Annotated in this window: 12 protein-coding genes; 6 read left to right on the top strand and 6 right to left on the bottom strand. The window is 72.3% G+C overall.

The window, feature by feature from the left end; translation table 11 throughout:
* Positions 1-21 precede the first annotated feature (21 nt).
* The 4 genes from RB608_RS05535 to RB608_RS05520 all read left to right on the top strand — a co-directional run bounded on the left by RB608_RS05535 (position 22) and on the right by RB608_RS05520 (position 2,669).
* Entirely contained in the window at positions 22-705 is a 684-nt protein-coding gene (locus RB608_RS05535) for a GntR family transcriptional regulator (protein WP_308086813.1), read from the top strand.
* A gap of 66 nt (positions 706-771) precedes the next feature.
* Positions 772-1,164: a phage holin family protein gene (locus RB608_RS05530; protein WP_308086812.1), complete on the top strand. Its 393-nt coding sequence runs from the start codon at positions 772-774 to the stop codon at positions 1,162-1,164.
* Positions 1,165-1,174: 10 nt separating this feature from the next.
* Positions 1,175-1,690: a low molecular weight protein-tyrosine-phosphatase gene (locus tag RB608_RS05525; RefSeq protein WP_308086811.1), complete on the top strand. Its 516-nt coding sequence runs from the start codon at positions 1,175-1,177 to the stop codon at positions 1,688-1,690.
* A 124-nt stretch (positions 1,691-1,814) separates the two neighbouring features.
* The gene (locus RB608_RS05520; protein ID WP_308086810.1) at positions 1,815-2,669 is read left to right on the top strand and encodes a 3-hydroxybutyryl-CoA dehydrogenase; all 855 of its coding nucleotides are present in this window, start codon (positions 1,815-1,817) and stop codon (positions 2,667-2,669) included.
* A gap of 79 nt (positions 2,670-2,748) precedes the next feature.
* On the opposite strand, the gene RB608_RS05515 is transcribed toward RB608_RS05520, so the two are convergent.
* The 5 genes from RB608_RS05515 to RB608_RS05495 all read right to left on the bottom strand — a co-directional run bounded on the left by RB608_RS05515 (position 2,749) and on the right by RB608_RS05495 (position 9,113).
* Positions 2,749-4,476: an AMP-binding protein gene (locus RB608_RS05515; RefSeq protein ID WP_308086809.1), complete on the bottom strand. Its 1,728-nt coding sequence runs from the start codon at positions 4,474-4,476 to the stop codon at positions 2,749-2,751.
* Positions 4,477-4,559: 83 nt separating this feature from the next.
* Positions 4,560-6,068: an aldehyde dehydrogenase family protein gene (locus RB608_RS05510; RefSeq protein ID WP_308086808.1), complete on the bottom strand. Its 1,509-nt coding sequence runs from the start codon at positions 6,066-6,068 to the stop codon at positions 4,560-4,562.
* Between the two features lie 80 nt (positions 6,069-6,148).
* Positions 6,149-6,892 carry a VWA domain-containing protein gene (locus RB608_RS05505; protein WP_308086807.1) on the bottom strand — a complete coding sequence of 248 codons (744 nt, stop codon included), beginning with the start codon at positions 6,890-6,892 and terminating at the stop codon, positions 6,149-6,151.
* 209 nt (positions 6,893-7,101) lie between these two features.
* Positions 7,102-8,001 (bottom strand): MoxR family ATPase, encoded by a 900-nt coding sequence (locus tag RB608_RS05500; RefSeq protein WP_308086806.1) that lies wholly within the window; start codon positions 7,999-8,001, stop codon positions 7,102-7,104.
* On the bottom strand, positions 8,001-9,113 hold the full coding sequence (locus RB608_RS05495) for an NDMA-dependent alcohol dehydrogenase (RefSeq protein WP_308086805.1): 1,113 nt from the start codon (positions 9,111-9,113) through the stop codon (positions 8,001-8,003). The genes RB608_RS05500 and RB608_RS05495 overlap by 1 nt, the downstream gene beginning before the upstream one ends.
* Positions 9,114-9,291: 178 nt before the next feature.
* On the opposite strand from RB608_RS05495, the gene RB608_RS05490 reads away from it, so the two are divergent.
* Positions 9,292-10,902: a helix-turn-helix domain-containing protein gene (locus tag RB608_RS05490; protein WP_308086804.1), complete on the top strand. Its 1,611-nt coding sequence runs from the start codon at positions 9,292-9,294 to the stop codon at positions 10,900-10,902.
* A 30-nt stretch (positions 10,903-10,932) separates the two neighbouring features.
* Here the strand turns inward: RB608_RS05490 and RB608_RS05485 are convergent, their stop codons facing one another.
* Positions 10,933-11,436, bottom strand: coding sequence for a MarR family transcriptional regulator (locus RB608_RS05485; protein WP_308086803.1), 504 nt, complete (start codon positions 11,434-11,436; stop codon positions 10,933-10,935).
* A gap of 93 nt (positions 11,437-11,529) precedes the next feature.
* On the opposite strand from RB608_RS05485, the gene icmF reads away from it, so the two are divergent.
* Positions 11,530-14,700 carry a fused isobutyryl-CoA mutase/GTPase IcmF gene (icmF, locus tag RB608_RS05480; RefSeq protein ID WP_308086802.1) on the top strand — a complete coding sequence of 1,057 codons (3,171 nt, stop codon included), beginning with the start codon at positions 11,530-11,532 and terminating at the stop codon, positions 14,698-14,700.
* Positions 14,701-14,882: the final 182 nt, after the last annotated feature.

Below are 14,882 nucleotides of genomic sequence, written 5' to 3'. Positions count from 1 at the left end.
CGGTGCTTGCACAATGGGGTCATGGCCGGAGTCTTCACCCCGCTGAGCGTCGAGCACGCCTCGACGGTCACCCGGGTCGCCGCGGAGGTGCGGCGGGCGGTGTTCGAGGGCGAGCTGGAGAGCGGGACGCCGCTGCGCGAGGTCGCCCTCGCCGAGTCCCTCGGCGTGTCCCGGCCGACGGTCCGCGAGGCGCTCACGGTGCTGGTCGCCGAGGGCCTGGCGACCCGCGAGCCGCACCGTGGGGTCATGGTCGCCACACCGCGCGCCGAATCGGTCCGCGACGTGTGCCGCGCACGCTGGGTGCTCGAGGGCGCCGGGGTGCAGGCGTGGCCCACCGCGGACGCCGTACGACGGGCACGGGTGCGCACCACCCTCGACGCCTACACCGCGGCGGTCCGCGACGGGGAGGCGTCCTACGAGCAGCTCAACGAGCGACATCTCGCCTTCCACGTCTCTCTGGTGGCGCTGACGGGCAGCGCCCGGCTGGTGCAGATGGCCGAGACCCTGATGGACGAGCTCAAGCTGGCGCTCGCACAGGTGGAGCGGATGCACCGCAACGCCCACGACGAGGCGGAGTCCCACGAGGGCCTGGTCGAGCTGCTCGAGGCGGACCGGATCGAGGGCCCCCTTGGCGCTCACGCGTTCCTGCGCGCGCACATCGACGACGCCCAGGTCGAGATCATCGAGGCGCTCGGACTGGAGTAGCGGCCCGGCCGCATCGGCGCGGCCGGGTCCTCGCGGGACCGGTGGGGCCTCTGCAACACTGGCCGCATGCTGGCCTTCCTGTCCCGTTGGGCGATCACCGCCGCGGCCCTCGCCGTCGCCGCGCAGCTGATCGACGGCATCTGGTTCGAGGGCGCGACCTCGGGCCGCGCCGAGTTCGACGACAAGTGGCTGCCGCTCGTCGGGGTCGCGCTCATCTCGTGCGTGGTGACCGCCTTCGTCAAGCCGCTGCTGACCCTGCTGTCGATCCCGTTCATCCTCGTGACGCTGGGCCTGTTCCTCATCGTCCTCAACGCCCTCCTGCTGCGGTTGACCGCCTGGCTGGCCGACGCCGTCGACATCGGCTTCCACGTCGAGGGCTTCTGGCCGGCGGTCTGGGGCTCGATCATCATCAGCATCACGACGTGGTTCCTCGACGCCATCGTCGGCGTCGACGACTGAGCCCGAGTCCATGGTTGAGCCGATGCTCGCCGCTCCCCCGCCCCGCACGCCGGGGCAGTACCGGATCGCGCTCGTGTGTCTCGGCAACATCTGCCGCTCGCCGATGGCCGACGTCGTCCTGACCGCCCGTGTCACCGACGCCGGACTCGACGACCGGGTGGCGGTGGTCAGCGCCGGCACCGGCGACTGGCACGCCGGCGACCCCATGGACGGCCGGGCGGCGGCGCTCCTGGGCGCCGAGGGGTACGACGCCAGCCGGCATCGCGCGCAGCAGGTGCTCGCGTCCTGGCTGGACGAGCAGGACCTGGTGCTCGCGATGGACCGCGACAACCTGCGCGACCTGCGCTCCCTCGGCGAGTCCGACCCGGCGCGGGTCCGCCTGTTCCGCGACTTCGACCCGGAGGAGCCGGGCGGTGAGGTGCCGGACCCCTACTACGGTGGAGACGCCGGGTTCCGCACCGTGCTCACCATGGTCGAGCGGACGTCCGAGGCGATCGTCGCCGCCGTGACCGACGCCCTCGACTGACGGGACCGAGTCCCGCCGCGACGAGACCCCGGCTGGCACTACTCGCCGGTCACCCGTACGTTTGCTAGGACGTCCTAGCAACGGCCCGGCGACCGGCACGCGGCCGACGAACGAGGGGAACCTGATGACGAGCATCGCGCGTGTGGGAGTGGTCGGCGGCGGCCTGATGGGGTCGGGCATCGCGGAGGTCAACGCTCGCGCCGGCAAGGACGTGATCGTCGTCGAGTCCTCCCCCGCCGCCGCCGAGGCCGCCCGCCAGCGTCTCGAGAGCTCGCTCAAGCGCGCCGAGAGCCGCGGCAAGATCGAGTCCGCGGACGCCGTCCTCGCGAACGTCCGCGTCGTCGAGGACCTCGCCGAGCTCGCCGACCGCGACATCGTCATCGAGGCCATCGTCGAGGACGAGCAGGCCAAGACCGACCTGTTCCGCCGCCTCGACGAGATCGTCACCAGCCCCGACGCGATCCTCGCCTCCAACACGTCGTCGATCCCGATCATGAAGCTCGCCGTCGCCACGAAGCGGCCGAGCCATGTGCTCGGCGTCCACTTCTTCAACCCGGTCCCCGTGCTCAAGCTGGTCGAGCTCGTCCCGTCGCTGATGACCGACGAGGCCACCACCGAGCGGGCCCGCGCCTTCGTGCAGGACGACCTGGGCAAGACCGCCATCGACTGCCAGGACCGCGCGGGCTTCGTCGTCAACGCCCTGCTGATCCCGTTCATCCTCTCCGCCATCCGGATGTTCGAGTCCGGCTTCGCCTCCGCCGAGGACATCGACCACGGCCTGGTCCTCGGCGCCGCCCACCCGCAGGGCCCGCTCGCCCTCGCCGACCTGATCGGCCTCGACACGGTCAAGGCCGTCGCCGAGTCGCTCTACGAGGAGTTCAAGGAGCCCCTGTACGCCGCCCCGCCGCTGCTCGCCCGCATGGTCGAGGCCGGGCTGCTCGGTCGCAAGACCGGCCGCGGGTTCTACACCTACGGCTGAGGTCCCCGGTCGTACCGGACATCCGGGTCGTGAATCCACCGGGATCACGACCCGGATGTCCGGTACGACGCCAGCCGGATCAGCCCTTCAGCCCGGGGAAGTCCTCGTCACGGAACTCCCCGGCCGGGCGTGCCCCCTCGACCTCGGTCTCGCGCTGGCGCAGCTCGACCCGGCGGATCTTGCCGGAGATGGTCTTGGGCAGCTCGTAGAACTCCAGGCGGCGCACCCGCAGGAAGGGCGCGAGGTGCTCGCGGGCGTACCTCAGGATCGACTCCGCGGTCGCCGCCGACGCCTCGGCGCCCGGCACCAGCGCGACGTACGCCTTGGGCACGGCCAGCCGCACCGGGTCGGGCGCCGGGACGACCGCCGCCTCGGCGACCGCGGGGTGCTCGATGAGCACCGATTCCAGCTCGAACGGGCTGATCTTGTAGTCGGAGGCCTTGAAGACGTCGTCGGTGCGGCCGACGTAGGTGATGTAGCCGTCCTCGTCCCGGGCCGCGACGTCGCCGGTGTGGTAGCGGCCTCCGGCCATGGCGTCGGCGTTCTTCTCGGGGTCACCCTGGTAGCCGGTCATCAGCGTCAGCGGCGCGCCGGCCGGGCTGCCATGCAGGTCCAGGCAGATCTCGCCCTCCCCCACGCCGTCGACGACGGCGCCGGTCAGCGGGTCGACGAGTACCACCGGTACGCCGGGCAGCGGGCGACCCATCGAGCCGGACCTCACCGGCTGGCCCGGGGTGTTCGCGATCGCCGCGGTCATCTCGGTCTGGCCGAAGCCGTCGCGGATGGTCAGGCCCCAGCGCCGCTCGACCTGGCTGATCACCTCGGGGTTGAGCGGCTCGCCCGCGGCGATCGCCTCCCGCAGCGCCCCGGGGCCGCCGGACAGGTCGGCGTTGATCAGCATCCGCCACACCGTCGGCGGCGCGCAGAAGGTGGTCACCCCTTCCGCCCGCAGCCGGTCGAGCAGCGCGGCGGGGTCGAAGCGGGCGTAGTTGTAGACGAACACGGTCGCCTCCGCGAGCCACGGCGCGAAGAAGTTGGACCAGGCGTGCTTCGCCCACCCGGGGCTGGAGATGTTGAGGTGCACGTCGCCCGGCTGCAGGCCGAGCCAGTACATCGTCGACAGGTGGCCGACCGGGTAGGACACGTGGGTGTGCTCGACGAGCTTGGGACGCGAGGTCGTCCCGGACGTGAAGTAGAGGAGCAGCCGGTCGCCGCTCGCGTTGCCAGGGTGTGGCAGCGGCGCCGCCGGGGTGTCGTACGCCGCCCCGTAGGCCTGCCAGCCCGCCGGCGCCTTCCCCACGGCGAGGCGCGCGTAGTCGCCCGGCACCTCGTCGAACTTCGCGGCGTCAGCGGCGTTGCAGACGACCGCCCGCGCGGCGCCGCGGCCGAGCCGGTCGACCAGCTCGGCGGGCCCCACCGCGGTCGTGGTCGGCATGATCACCGCGCCCAGCCGGATGAGCGCCAGCATCGACTCCCACAGCTCGACCTGGTTGCCGAGCATCACGACGACGCTGTCGCCGCGGCCGACCCCCTGCGCGGCGAGGTGCGCGGCGACCTGCTCGGAGCGGGTGACCAGCTCGCCGAAGGAGTACGCCGCCCGGCTGCCGTCCTCCTCCACGATGACCAGGCCCGGCCGGTCGTTCTCGCGCGCGAAGCCGTCGAACCAGTCGTGCACGAAGTTGAAGGTGGGACCGACGTCCGGCCAGGCGAAGTCCGCCACCGCCGCGGCGTACGACGTGCGGCGGGACAGCAGGCCGTCGCGGGCGGCGCGCAGCGCGGTGGACGAGACGGCAGTCGTCGTGCTCATGGTGCTCACTCTCGTCGCGAGCCGCCCGGCGCGGCACCCTCGATCGAGGGCACCGCGCCGGAGCGGGAGGAGGGGGTGGACGGTCAGGCCAGCAGTGCGTTGACCGACTTCTGCTCGGTGTAGGCGTCGATCGCCGACGCGCCGAGCTCGCGGCCCCAGCCGGACTGCTTGTAGCCGCCGAAGGGCATCGCGGCGTCGAAGGCGTTGTGGCAGTTGATCCACACCGTGCCCGCCTTGATCTGGCGCGCGGTGCGATGTGCCTTGGTGACATCCCTCGTCCACACCGAGGCGGCCAGCCCGTACGGCGTGTCGTTGGCCGCCGCCGCGACCCCGCGCTCCGCGCTGAACGGGGTGGCGACGACGACCGGCCCGAAGATCTCCTCGCGGTAGACGCTGAACGAGGAGTCGACGTCGACCAGGACGGTGGGCTCGACGTAGTAGCCGGTGTCCCCGTGGCGGGCGCCGCCGGTGAGGGCCCGGGCGCCGTCGCGCAGTCCCTGGTCGACGTACCCGAGGACCCGGTCGAGCTGGGTCTGCGACACCAGCGGGCCGACGGTGGAGGTCGGGTCGAGGCCCGGGCCGAGCTTGCTCGCGGCGGCGACCTCGGCGACGCCCTGGGTGAACTCGTCGAAGATCCGGTCCTCGACCAACAGGCGGGTGCCGCTGGTGCAGGTCTGGCCGTGGTTGAACAAGAAGCCCGAGGCGGTGCCCGGGATGGCGAGATCGAGGTCGGCGTCGGCGTACACGACTTGGGGGCTCTTGCCGCCGAGCTCGAGCGAGACCTTCTTCAGATTGCCCTTGGCGGCGTCGACGACGAGCCTGCCGACCTCGGTCGACCCGGTGAACGCGATCTTGTCGACGTCGTTGTGACCGGCGAGCGCGGCCCCGGCGTCGCCGTAGCCCGTCACGACGTTGAAGACGCCGTCCGGCAGGCCGCACTCGGCCATGATCTCGGCGAGGCGGAGCGCGGTGAGCGGGGTGTCCTCGGCCGGCTTGAGCACCACGGTGTTGCCGCAGGTGAGCGCGACCGGGATCTTGAAGGCGGCCATCAGCAGCGGGAAGTTCCACGGCACGATCGCGCCGCACACACCGACCGGCTCGCGCAGCGTGTAGGCGTGCCACTGGGTGCCGGGCGCCCACGGGACGGAGACCGGGATGGTGCGCCCCTCGATCTTGGTGGCCCAGCCGGCGTAGTACTGGAACAGCTCGGCGACCCAGGTGATGTCGACGGCCTGGGCGACGCCGGCGGACTTGCCGTTGTCGAGCGACTCGAGCTGGGCGAGCTCCTCGGCGTGGTCGTAGATCGCCTCGCCGATCCGGAAGAGCAGGCGCTGGCGCTGGGCCGGCGTCCACAGTGCCCACTCGCCCTCGAAGGCGGTCCGGGCCGCGCGGACGGCCCGGTCGACGTCCTCGGCCTCGCCGTGGGCGACCCGGGTGAGCACCTGGCCGGTTGCCGGGTCGCGGGTCTCGAAGGTGCGGCCGGAGGCCGCCGCCACCCAGGAGCCGCCGATGAACAGGCCCTTGGGACGGGCGAGCCAGTCGCGCACCGCGGGGAGCGCGGCGTGGTCGGTGGGGACGAGCAGGTCGGTCATGGTTCCTCCGTTGGGGATGGGTGAGGTGCGGTGCGAGCGTCGTCCGGCCCACGGGGCGGCGGTGTTCAGCTTCTGGACATTCAGGGCGCGAGCAGCAGGTCGAGCACCGCCGGCAGCTCGGCGAGCCGCTCGAGCGAGGCGACCCGCGCACCGGCCTCCCGGGCGAAGCGACGGGCCTCCTCGTCGTCCGACGCCGGTGCGACGACCAGCAGCTCGTCGAGCCCGCGCGCGGCCGGCAGCGGGTCGACGTCGTCGGTGACCCGGCAGTCGGAGAGCAGCACCGTGATCCGGCGCCGCGCCCGCGCGCCGGCGAGCTGGTCCCGGGCGGCACGCAGGGCCGCGTCGAGCGAGGTCATGCCATGGCCGCGCAGGCCCAGGACTCGCTCGACGGTCCGACGGGCCGGGCTCGCCGTACCGAGCGCAGCGACCGTCTCGGCCCGGCGGTCGAAGGCCACGACCGCGAGCTCGCCGCCGGACTCGGCCGCACGCAGTGCGCACGCCGCGGCCGCCATCGCCGCCGTCGCGAGCCGCCGTCCGTCCATCGAGCCGGAGCGGTCCACGAGCAGGCACAGCGCGGTGGCGGGCCGCTCCCAGGCCGACGCGGTGAGCTCGCCGAGGGCCGGCGGGCGCCCCTCGCCGCGCGCCACCGCGACCGCCTCCAGCGAGGCGTCGAGGTCGAGGTCGCCGCCGCGGTCGGCCCGCACCGGCCGCAGCCGGCCGGCGCCGATCCGGCCGTGCGGACCGCTGCGTGCCCGCGCCAGCACGAGTCGCGGCACGAGTGCCTGCACCCGCGCCCGCAACGCGGGGTCGGTGGCCCGGCTCATCAGCGCGAGCAGCGGCAGGACGTCGTCCGGGTCCTCGGCGACGGCCGCCTCGACGGCCTCGACGTCGAGCTCGCCGACCTCCGGCGACAGCTCCTCGAAGCGCGGGTTGCGGGCCAGCTCCGACCGGCCGTGGGTCCGGTCCGGCCGGCCCCGGCGGGAGGCGGACGGAGGTGTCGGTGGGGTGCCGCCCGCCCCCGCGGGGGGCGGGCTCAGGCTTCCCCCGAGCGCGGCTCCTCTCCCTCGTCCGCCGCGTCGCCGGAGGGGGCCGGGCCGAAGTGCTCGGCGTAGAGCTCGACGATGACCTCCTCGGGCGACCGGGTCGACGACTCGTCGACCCGGACCCGACCGCTCAGCGCCACCAGCGCGGCATCGAGTCCGGCCTGCCAATCGCCCTCGGCGACGCCGCGGGCGCGGGCCAGCTGATGGTTGATCCCGGCCAGGTCGATCGTGCCGCGCACCGACGAGCCCACCCGCAGCTCGGGGTGCTCGCGGGTCGCCCGGACCAGCGCGACCGCGCGGTCCCGCCAGTCCTCGGACGGCACCGGCGCCCGCTGCGCCAGGATCTGGGCCTCGGCGTCGGACGACTGGTAGCCCATCGCGATCCGGCAGGTCCGGTCGTAGACGGCCGACGACACCCGGGCGGTGCCGACGGCGTCGTACGGGTTCATCGCGGCGACGACCGCGAAGCCCGGCTCCGCGCGGACCCCGCCGAGGCGGGGCACCGCGATCTCCCGCTCGGACATCACGGTGAGCAGGGTGTTGAGGGTCTCCTCGGGCACCCGGTTGAGCTCCTCGACGTAAAGCAGGCCGCCCTCGCGCATCGCGGTGAGCAGGGGACCGTCGACGAAGACGTCCGGCTGGTAGCCCCGGCTGAGCACCAGGGCGGGGTCGAAGTGGCCGACCAGCCGGGCCGGGGTCAGCTCGGCGTTGCCCTCGACGAGGGCGAACGAGCGGTCCCGGGCGGCGGCGACCCGGCGCAGCAGGGTGGTCTTGCCGGTGCCGGGAGGGCCCTCGAGGACGACGTGGGCGCCACTGGCCAGCGCCGCCTCGAGGAGCTCGGTCTCCCGCGCCCGGTCGACGACCGCGAGCGCCGCGAGCACTGCGGTCATCAGTGCTCGTGGATGACCACGCCGCGGATGTTCTTGCCGTTGAGGAGGTCGTCGTACCCCTCGTTGACCTGGTCGAGGGTGTAGGTGCGGGTGACGATCTCGTCGAGCTTGAGGTCACCGGCCTGGTAGAGGCCGAGGATCCGCGGGATGTCGACCGTGGGGTTGCAGTCGCCGAAGAGGCTGCCGCGCAGCTCCTTGCGATAGAGGGTGAGCACCGAGCCGGGCAGCTGGATGTTGGTCTCCTCCAGCTTGTTGAGACCGGTCAGCACGACCTTGCCGCCCTTGCCCACCGCGTTGAAGCCGTCGGAGACGATCTCGGAGGTCATCAGGCCGGGCGTCAGGATCGCCGAGTCGGCCATCTGGCCGCGGGTCAGGTTGGTGATCGTCTCCATGGCCAGCTCGGCCGACTCGAAGGCGTGCGTGGCGCCGAGCTCCATCGCCTTCTCCCGCTTGTTGGCGAGCGGGTCGATCGCGATCACGTTCTTGGCGCCGGCCAGCGCGGCCCCCTGGACGGCGTTGATGCCGATGCCGCCGATGCCCATGATGACGACGGTCTCACCGGCCTTGACCTCCGCGGTGTTGACCGCCGCGCCCCAACCGGTCGGGACACCGCAGCCGACCAGCACGGCCTTCTCGAGCGGCAGGTCGTCGTCCACCTTGACGCAGGAGTTCTGGTGGATGACGCCGTACTGGCTGAACGTGCCGAGCATGCACATCGCGCCGTACTGGCCCTCGGGGCCGGTGATCGGGAACCGCTCGCCGGGCAGGTAGCCGTCGAGGATGGTGGCGCCCATGTCACAGATCGACTGCTGGCCGTTGGCGCAGTAGCGGCAGGTGCCGCAGTTGGGGATGAACGAGCACACGACGTGGTCGCCCACCTTGACCCGGGTGACGCCGGGGCCGACCTCCTCGATGATGCCGGCGCCCTCGTGGCCCAGGACCATCGGCAGCCGCGCCTCCAGGTCGCCGTGGGCGATGTGGACGTCGGAGTGGCACAGGCCGGCATGGGTGTAGCGGATGAGCACCTCGCCCTCGCGCGGCTTGTCGAGGGTCAGCTCCTCGATCACGATCGGCTTGCCGGTCTCGTAGACGACTGCGGCCTTGGTCTTCATGAGGGTTCTCCTGATCTCGCGCCGGGAAGGGCTGGTGGGGCGGGGTGGGTGACGCCCGCCACACTCGCAAGACCGGCCGCGCGCGAGTGTTCAGAAACTGGACAACCGCCTCCCAACCCTGCTCCGCATACTGTGACGGCCGCCACGAGCCGTCGTGAGCCGACGCAGGGAGAGACGCGTGACGACGAAGACGCACGACCTCCGCGACCCGATCGCGGAGTCCTGGCGACGCGCCGAGCTCGCCGGGCTGACCCCGGGGTCGGCGCTGGACCACCTGACGTACGGCGACGTCGACCACACTACGCCGCTGCAGATGGCTGCCTCCCCCGTGCTCGACGAGCTCAACGAGCAGCTGGAGGGCACCATGTTCGGCACCCTCCTGGTCGACCGCGACGGCCGGATCGCGCAGCGCTGGTGCGGGGACAGCGGTGCCCGCCGCGCCTTCGACAACCTCGGCGTGGACGTGGGTGCGTCCCTCCTGGAGGAGGCGGTCGGCACCAACGCCCTCGGCACGGTGCTGGAGACCCGCACCAGCATCTCGGTCAACGGCCGCGAGCACTTCGCCGTGGCCCTGCGGCGGTTCAGTTGCTACGGCCACCCGATCTTCCACCCCACGACCCGCCGGATCGAGGGGGTCCTCGACATCACCGCGCTGATGGAGGAGGCCAGTCCGCTGCTGCCGCCGCTGGTGGCCCGGGCGGTCGCCGACATCGAGCAGCGGCTGCTGGACGGCAGCCGGGTCTCGGAGAAGCGGCTGCTCGCCGCCTTCCAGGCCGCCGCCAGCCGGCGGCGGGCCGTGGTCGCGATCGGCCACGACCTGCTGATGTCCAACCAGGCCGCCGCGGACCTGCTCGGGTCGACCGACCTGGCGCTGCTGCGGATGCTGGCCTCGGACGTGCGCGGCGACGCGTCGATCGACCTGACCCTCGAGTCCGGGCTGGAGGTCCGGGTCGAGGCCGCGCGGGTCGGCGGCGCCCGCGGCGGTGCGCTCCTCCACGTCGAGCCGCACCGCGATCCCCCACGCGCCCGCCCGGCCGCGGAGACGCCCGCCACCCACGCTCCCCTGCTGGTGTCCGGCCCGCCCGGCTCCGGGCGCTCGACCGAGGCCCGCCGCCTCGCCGACCTCCAGCCGGTCGCCGTCCTCAGCGCCGCCTCCGCCCTGCTCGACGGCTCCGACGCCTGGGCCCGCAACTTCGCCGCCCTGGTCCGGGCGGGACAGGGCACGGTGTGCGTCGACGGCTTCGACCTGCTGCCCGACGACCTCCTCGACCTCGTCGCCGCCCACCTGGCCGAGCACCGCGCGCCGCGGCTGGTCCTGGTCGGCGGTCCCCTCGACGCCCTCACCGGACGCGCCGCGGCCCTGGCCGGCGAGTGCACCGAGCGGCGGCTGCTCACCCCGCTCTCCGGCCGCCCCCAGGAGATCCCCGAGCTGGTCCGCGCCATGCTCGTCGAGCTCGGTGCGGACCCGTCGCTCCACTTCACGCCCGGCGCGCTCGGCGCCCTCTCCTCCCAGCCCTGGCCGGGCAATCTCCGCGAGCTGCGCGCGGTCGTCGAGCACGTCGTACGCCGCCAGCGCACCGGCGCCGTCGTCCTCGACGTGCTCCCCGAGGCCTACCGGGCCCAGGAGCCCGCCCGCCGCCTGGCCCCCATCGACCGGGCCGAGCGCACCGTCATCGTGGAGGCGCTGCGCGAGCACGACGGCAACAAGGTCAAGGCGGCCCAGGCGCTCGGGATCTCGCGGACCACCCTCTACGCGAAGATGCGGGCGCTGCGGATCACGGTCTACTGACGGCCGCTGACCGCAGGACCCGGACGAGCGTCAGTCCGCGAAGTCGCCCGAGGCCTGCCGCAGCTGTCGCAGCAGGCCGTAGGCGGCGGACTGCTGGTCGCCGCTCAGACCGGTGACGGCGAAGTCGATCGCGCTGACCGCCGTGGTGGCCTTGCGGACGACGGCCCGACCCTCGGGGGTGAGCCGGGCGAGGGTACGACGGCGGTCGGCCTCGTCGGGAACGCGGACCACGAATCCCTGGGCCTCGAGGCGGTCGATCGCGCTCGTGACCGAGGTGGGGTGGACCATCAGCCGCTCCCCGATCTTGCTGAGCGGCAGCGAGCCGTGCTGGCTGAAGAGCAGCAGCACGAGCACCTCGTAGCGGGAGAAGGTCAGCCCGAACGGCTTGAGCGCCGCGTCGAGCGCGCCGATCATCAGCTGCTGGACCCGCATGACCGACGTCGCCAGGCGCATCGCGGTCGCGTCGCCGAAGTGCTTCTCCCACAGATCGCCGGCACGGTCGATCGGGTCGAACGGCAGGCGGGACTCGGGCATGCGCCAGACCTTATCCGGGTGAATGGCGGCCAAGGACTTTTCCAGATTACTTGGACGTCCTACTATCGGAGGTCCAAGGAGTTTGGAGGACCGATGCCCGAGCACGCCCTGCATGTCCCGCAGCACCCCGTCCGCCTGGTGACGGCGTCCAGCCTGTTCGACGGCCACGACGCCTCGATCAACATCATGCGCCGGATCTTCCAGAGCCAGGGCTGCGAGGTGATCCACCTCGGGCACAACCGGTCGGTCGCCGAGGTGGTCGAGGCCGCGATCGAGGAGGACGTGCAGGGCATCGCCGTGTCGTCGTACCAGGGCGGACACGTGGAGTACTTCGAGTACCTCACCCAGCTGCTCCGGGAGCGCGGCGCCGGCCACATCAAGGTCGTCGGCGGCGGCGGTGGCGTCATCGTCCACGACGAGATCAACCGGCTGCGCGACTCGGGCGTCACCATCTTCTCGCCCGAGGACGGCCAGCGCCTGGGCCTGCCGGGCATGGTCAACACCGTGGTCGAGGCCTGCGACACCGACCTGTGGGAGACCGGCGGCGTCACCGCCGTGCAGGTGCTCAGCGGCGACCGCGCGGCGCTCGCGCGGGCCATCACGGGCGCCGAGCTCGGCAAGCTCGACCAGGGTCTGCTCGACCGGCTGTCCGAGGCGGCGGAGGGTCGCGCCGTACCGGTCCTCGGCATCACGGGCACCGGCGGCTCCGGCAAGTCGTCGCTGACCGACGAGCTGGTCCGCCGCCTGCGGGTCGACCAGCAGGACAAGGTCAGGGTCGCGGTGCTCGCCGTCGACCCGACCCGGCGCAAGGGCGGCGGCGCGCTGCTCGGCGACCGGATCCGGATGAACAGCCTCGACCTGAGCGGCCACGGGCTCGACCGCAACCAGGTCTACTTCCGCAGCCTCGCCACCCGCGGTGCCCATGAGGTGCCCGAGCACCTGACCGACGTGCTCACCGTGATCAAGGCCGCCGGCTTCGACCTCGTCGTCGTCGAGACGCCCGGCATCGGCCAGGGCGACGCCGCGATCGTGCCCTTCGTCGACACCTCGCTCTACGTCATGACGCCCGAGTTCGGCGCGGCCTCGCAGCTCGAGAAGATCGACATGCTCGACTTCGCCGATGCCGTCGCGATCAACAAGTTCGAGCGCCGCGGCGCCGCCGACGCGATGCGCGACGTGGGCCGTCAGCTGGTCCGCAACCGTGAGGCGTTCGGCAAGCAGCCCGCCGACATGCCGGTCTTCGGCACCTCCGCCGCGACCTTCGACGACGACGGCGTCACCGCGCTCTACCAGCACCTGCGCGGCCTCCTCGACGCCCGGGGACTCGTCACCGGGGAGGGTCTGCTCGCGCCCGTCGAGGGCAAGCGGTCCACCCGGATCCAGCAGGTGCTGCCCGCCGACCGGGTCCGCTACCTCGCGGAGATCGCCGAGACCGTGCGCGACTACCACACGGAGACCGACGTCCTCGTCGACAAGGTGCGCCGCGCGCAGCGCTTCGGCGCGGTGGCCGAGGAGCTCGGCGACATCGAGGAGCTCGCGGCCGCGGCCGCCCGCGCCAACGACGACCTCCCGCTCGACGTGCGCGACCAGCTCGCCGCCTGGCCGGGTGTCGTCGCGCAGTACGACGAGGACACGGCGACCCGGGGCCGCGAGTCCCTCTCGGGCAACCGGGTCCCGCGGGTCGCCGTACCCCGCTTCGAGGACCACGGCGAGCTGGTCCGCTACTGGCGCGGCGAGAACCTCCCGGGGCACTTCCCCTTCACCGCGGGGGTCTTCCCGTTCAAGCGGGCTGACGAGGACCCGGCCCGGATGTTCGCCGGCGAGGGCGACCCGTTCCGCACCAACAAGCGGTTCCGGCTGCTCTCCGAGGGCCAGCCCGCGACCCGTCTGAGCACCGCCTTCGACTCGGTGACCCTGTACGGTCGCGACCCCGACGAGCGGCCCGACATCTACGGCAAGGTCGGCACGTCCGGCGTCTCCGTCGCGACGCTCGAGGACATGAAGGCGCTCTACGACGGCTTCGACCTGCTCTCCCCCACGACCTCGGTGTCGATGACCATCAACGGCCCCGCCCCGACGGTGCTGGCGTTCTACCTCAACACCGCGATGGACCAGGCCCGCGAGCGGGGCATCGACCCCTACGAGGCGATCAAGTCGATCCGCGGCACGGTCCAGGCCGACATCCTCAAGGAGGATCAGGGCCAGAACACCTGCCTGTTCTCCACGGAGTTCTCGCTGCGCTGCATGGCGGACATCCAGGAGTGGTTCATCCAGCAGGAGGTCCGCAACTTCTACTCCGTCTCGATCTCCGGCTACCACATCGCCGAGGCCGGGGCGAACCCGATCAGCCAGCTCGCGTTCACGCTGGCCAACGGCTTCACCTACGTCGAGTCGTACCTCGCGCGCGGCATGGACATCGACGACTTCGCCCCGAACCTGTCGTTCTTCTTCTCCAACGGCATGGACCCCGAGTACACCGTGATCGGTCGGGTCGCCCGGCGGATCTGGGCCGTCGCCATGCGCGACAGGTACGGCGCCAACGAGCGCTCCCAGAAGCTGAAGTACCACGTCCAGACGTCCGGCCGCTCCCTGCACGCGCAGGAGATGGACTTCAACGACATCCGCACCACGCTGCAGGCGCTGATCGCGATCTACGACAACGCCAACTCGCTGCACACCAACGCCTACGACGAGGCCGTCACCACACCGTCCACGGAGTCCGTGCGCCGGGCGCTGGCGATCCAGCTGATCATCAACCGCGAGTGGGGCCTGGCCTCCAACGAGAACCCGCTGCAGGGCTCGTACGTCGTGGACGAGCTCACCGATCTCGTGGAGTCCGCCGTGCTGACCGAGTTCGACCGGATCTCGGAGCGGGGCGGCGTCCTCGGCGCGATGGAGACCGGCTACCAGCGCGGCCGGATCCAGGACGAGTCGATGCTCTACGAGCACCGCAAGCACGACGGAACCCTGCCCATCATCGGCGTCAACACCTTCCGGGCGCCCGACGCCGGCGACGGCACCCCCGACGAGATCGAGCTGGCCCGCGCCACCTCGGAGGAGAAGGACTCCCAGCTGGTCCGGCTGCGCGACTTCCAGGCCCGCCACACCGACGACGCCACCGCCGCCATCGCCCGGCTCAAGGAGGCCGCGACCACCGGCGAGAACATCTTCGCCGTCCTCATGGACGCCGCCCGGGTGTGCTCCCTCGGCCAGGTCACCGAGGCGTTCTTCGAGGTCGGCGGGCAGTACCGCCGCAACGTCTGACGGCGTTCCCCGGGCCGAGCGCGTCGCTGGTGCCCGGTGCCGCTGGTTCATCACGTTGTGTAGGCGAACCCACACTTCCCGTGCCGAGCACCGCACGGGAAGTGACAGGTCCCCTACATAACGTGATGAACCAATCTCTCGCTCGATGTCGAAAGCGCCGTCGGTCGTTCGACGTAGGTTCG

This window comes from Nocardioides sp. LHD-245, assembly GCF_030929495.1.
Taxonomy (GTDB): domain Bacteria; phylum Actinomycetota; class Actinomycetes; order Propionibacteriales; family Nocardioidaceae; genus Nocardioides.
Note: the sequence above shows the minus strand (reverse complement) of the source record. Positions and strands in the feature narration are given on the sequence as shown.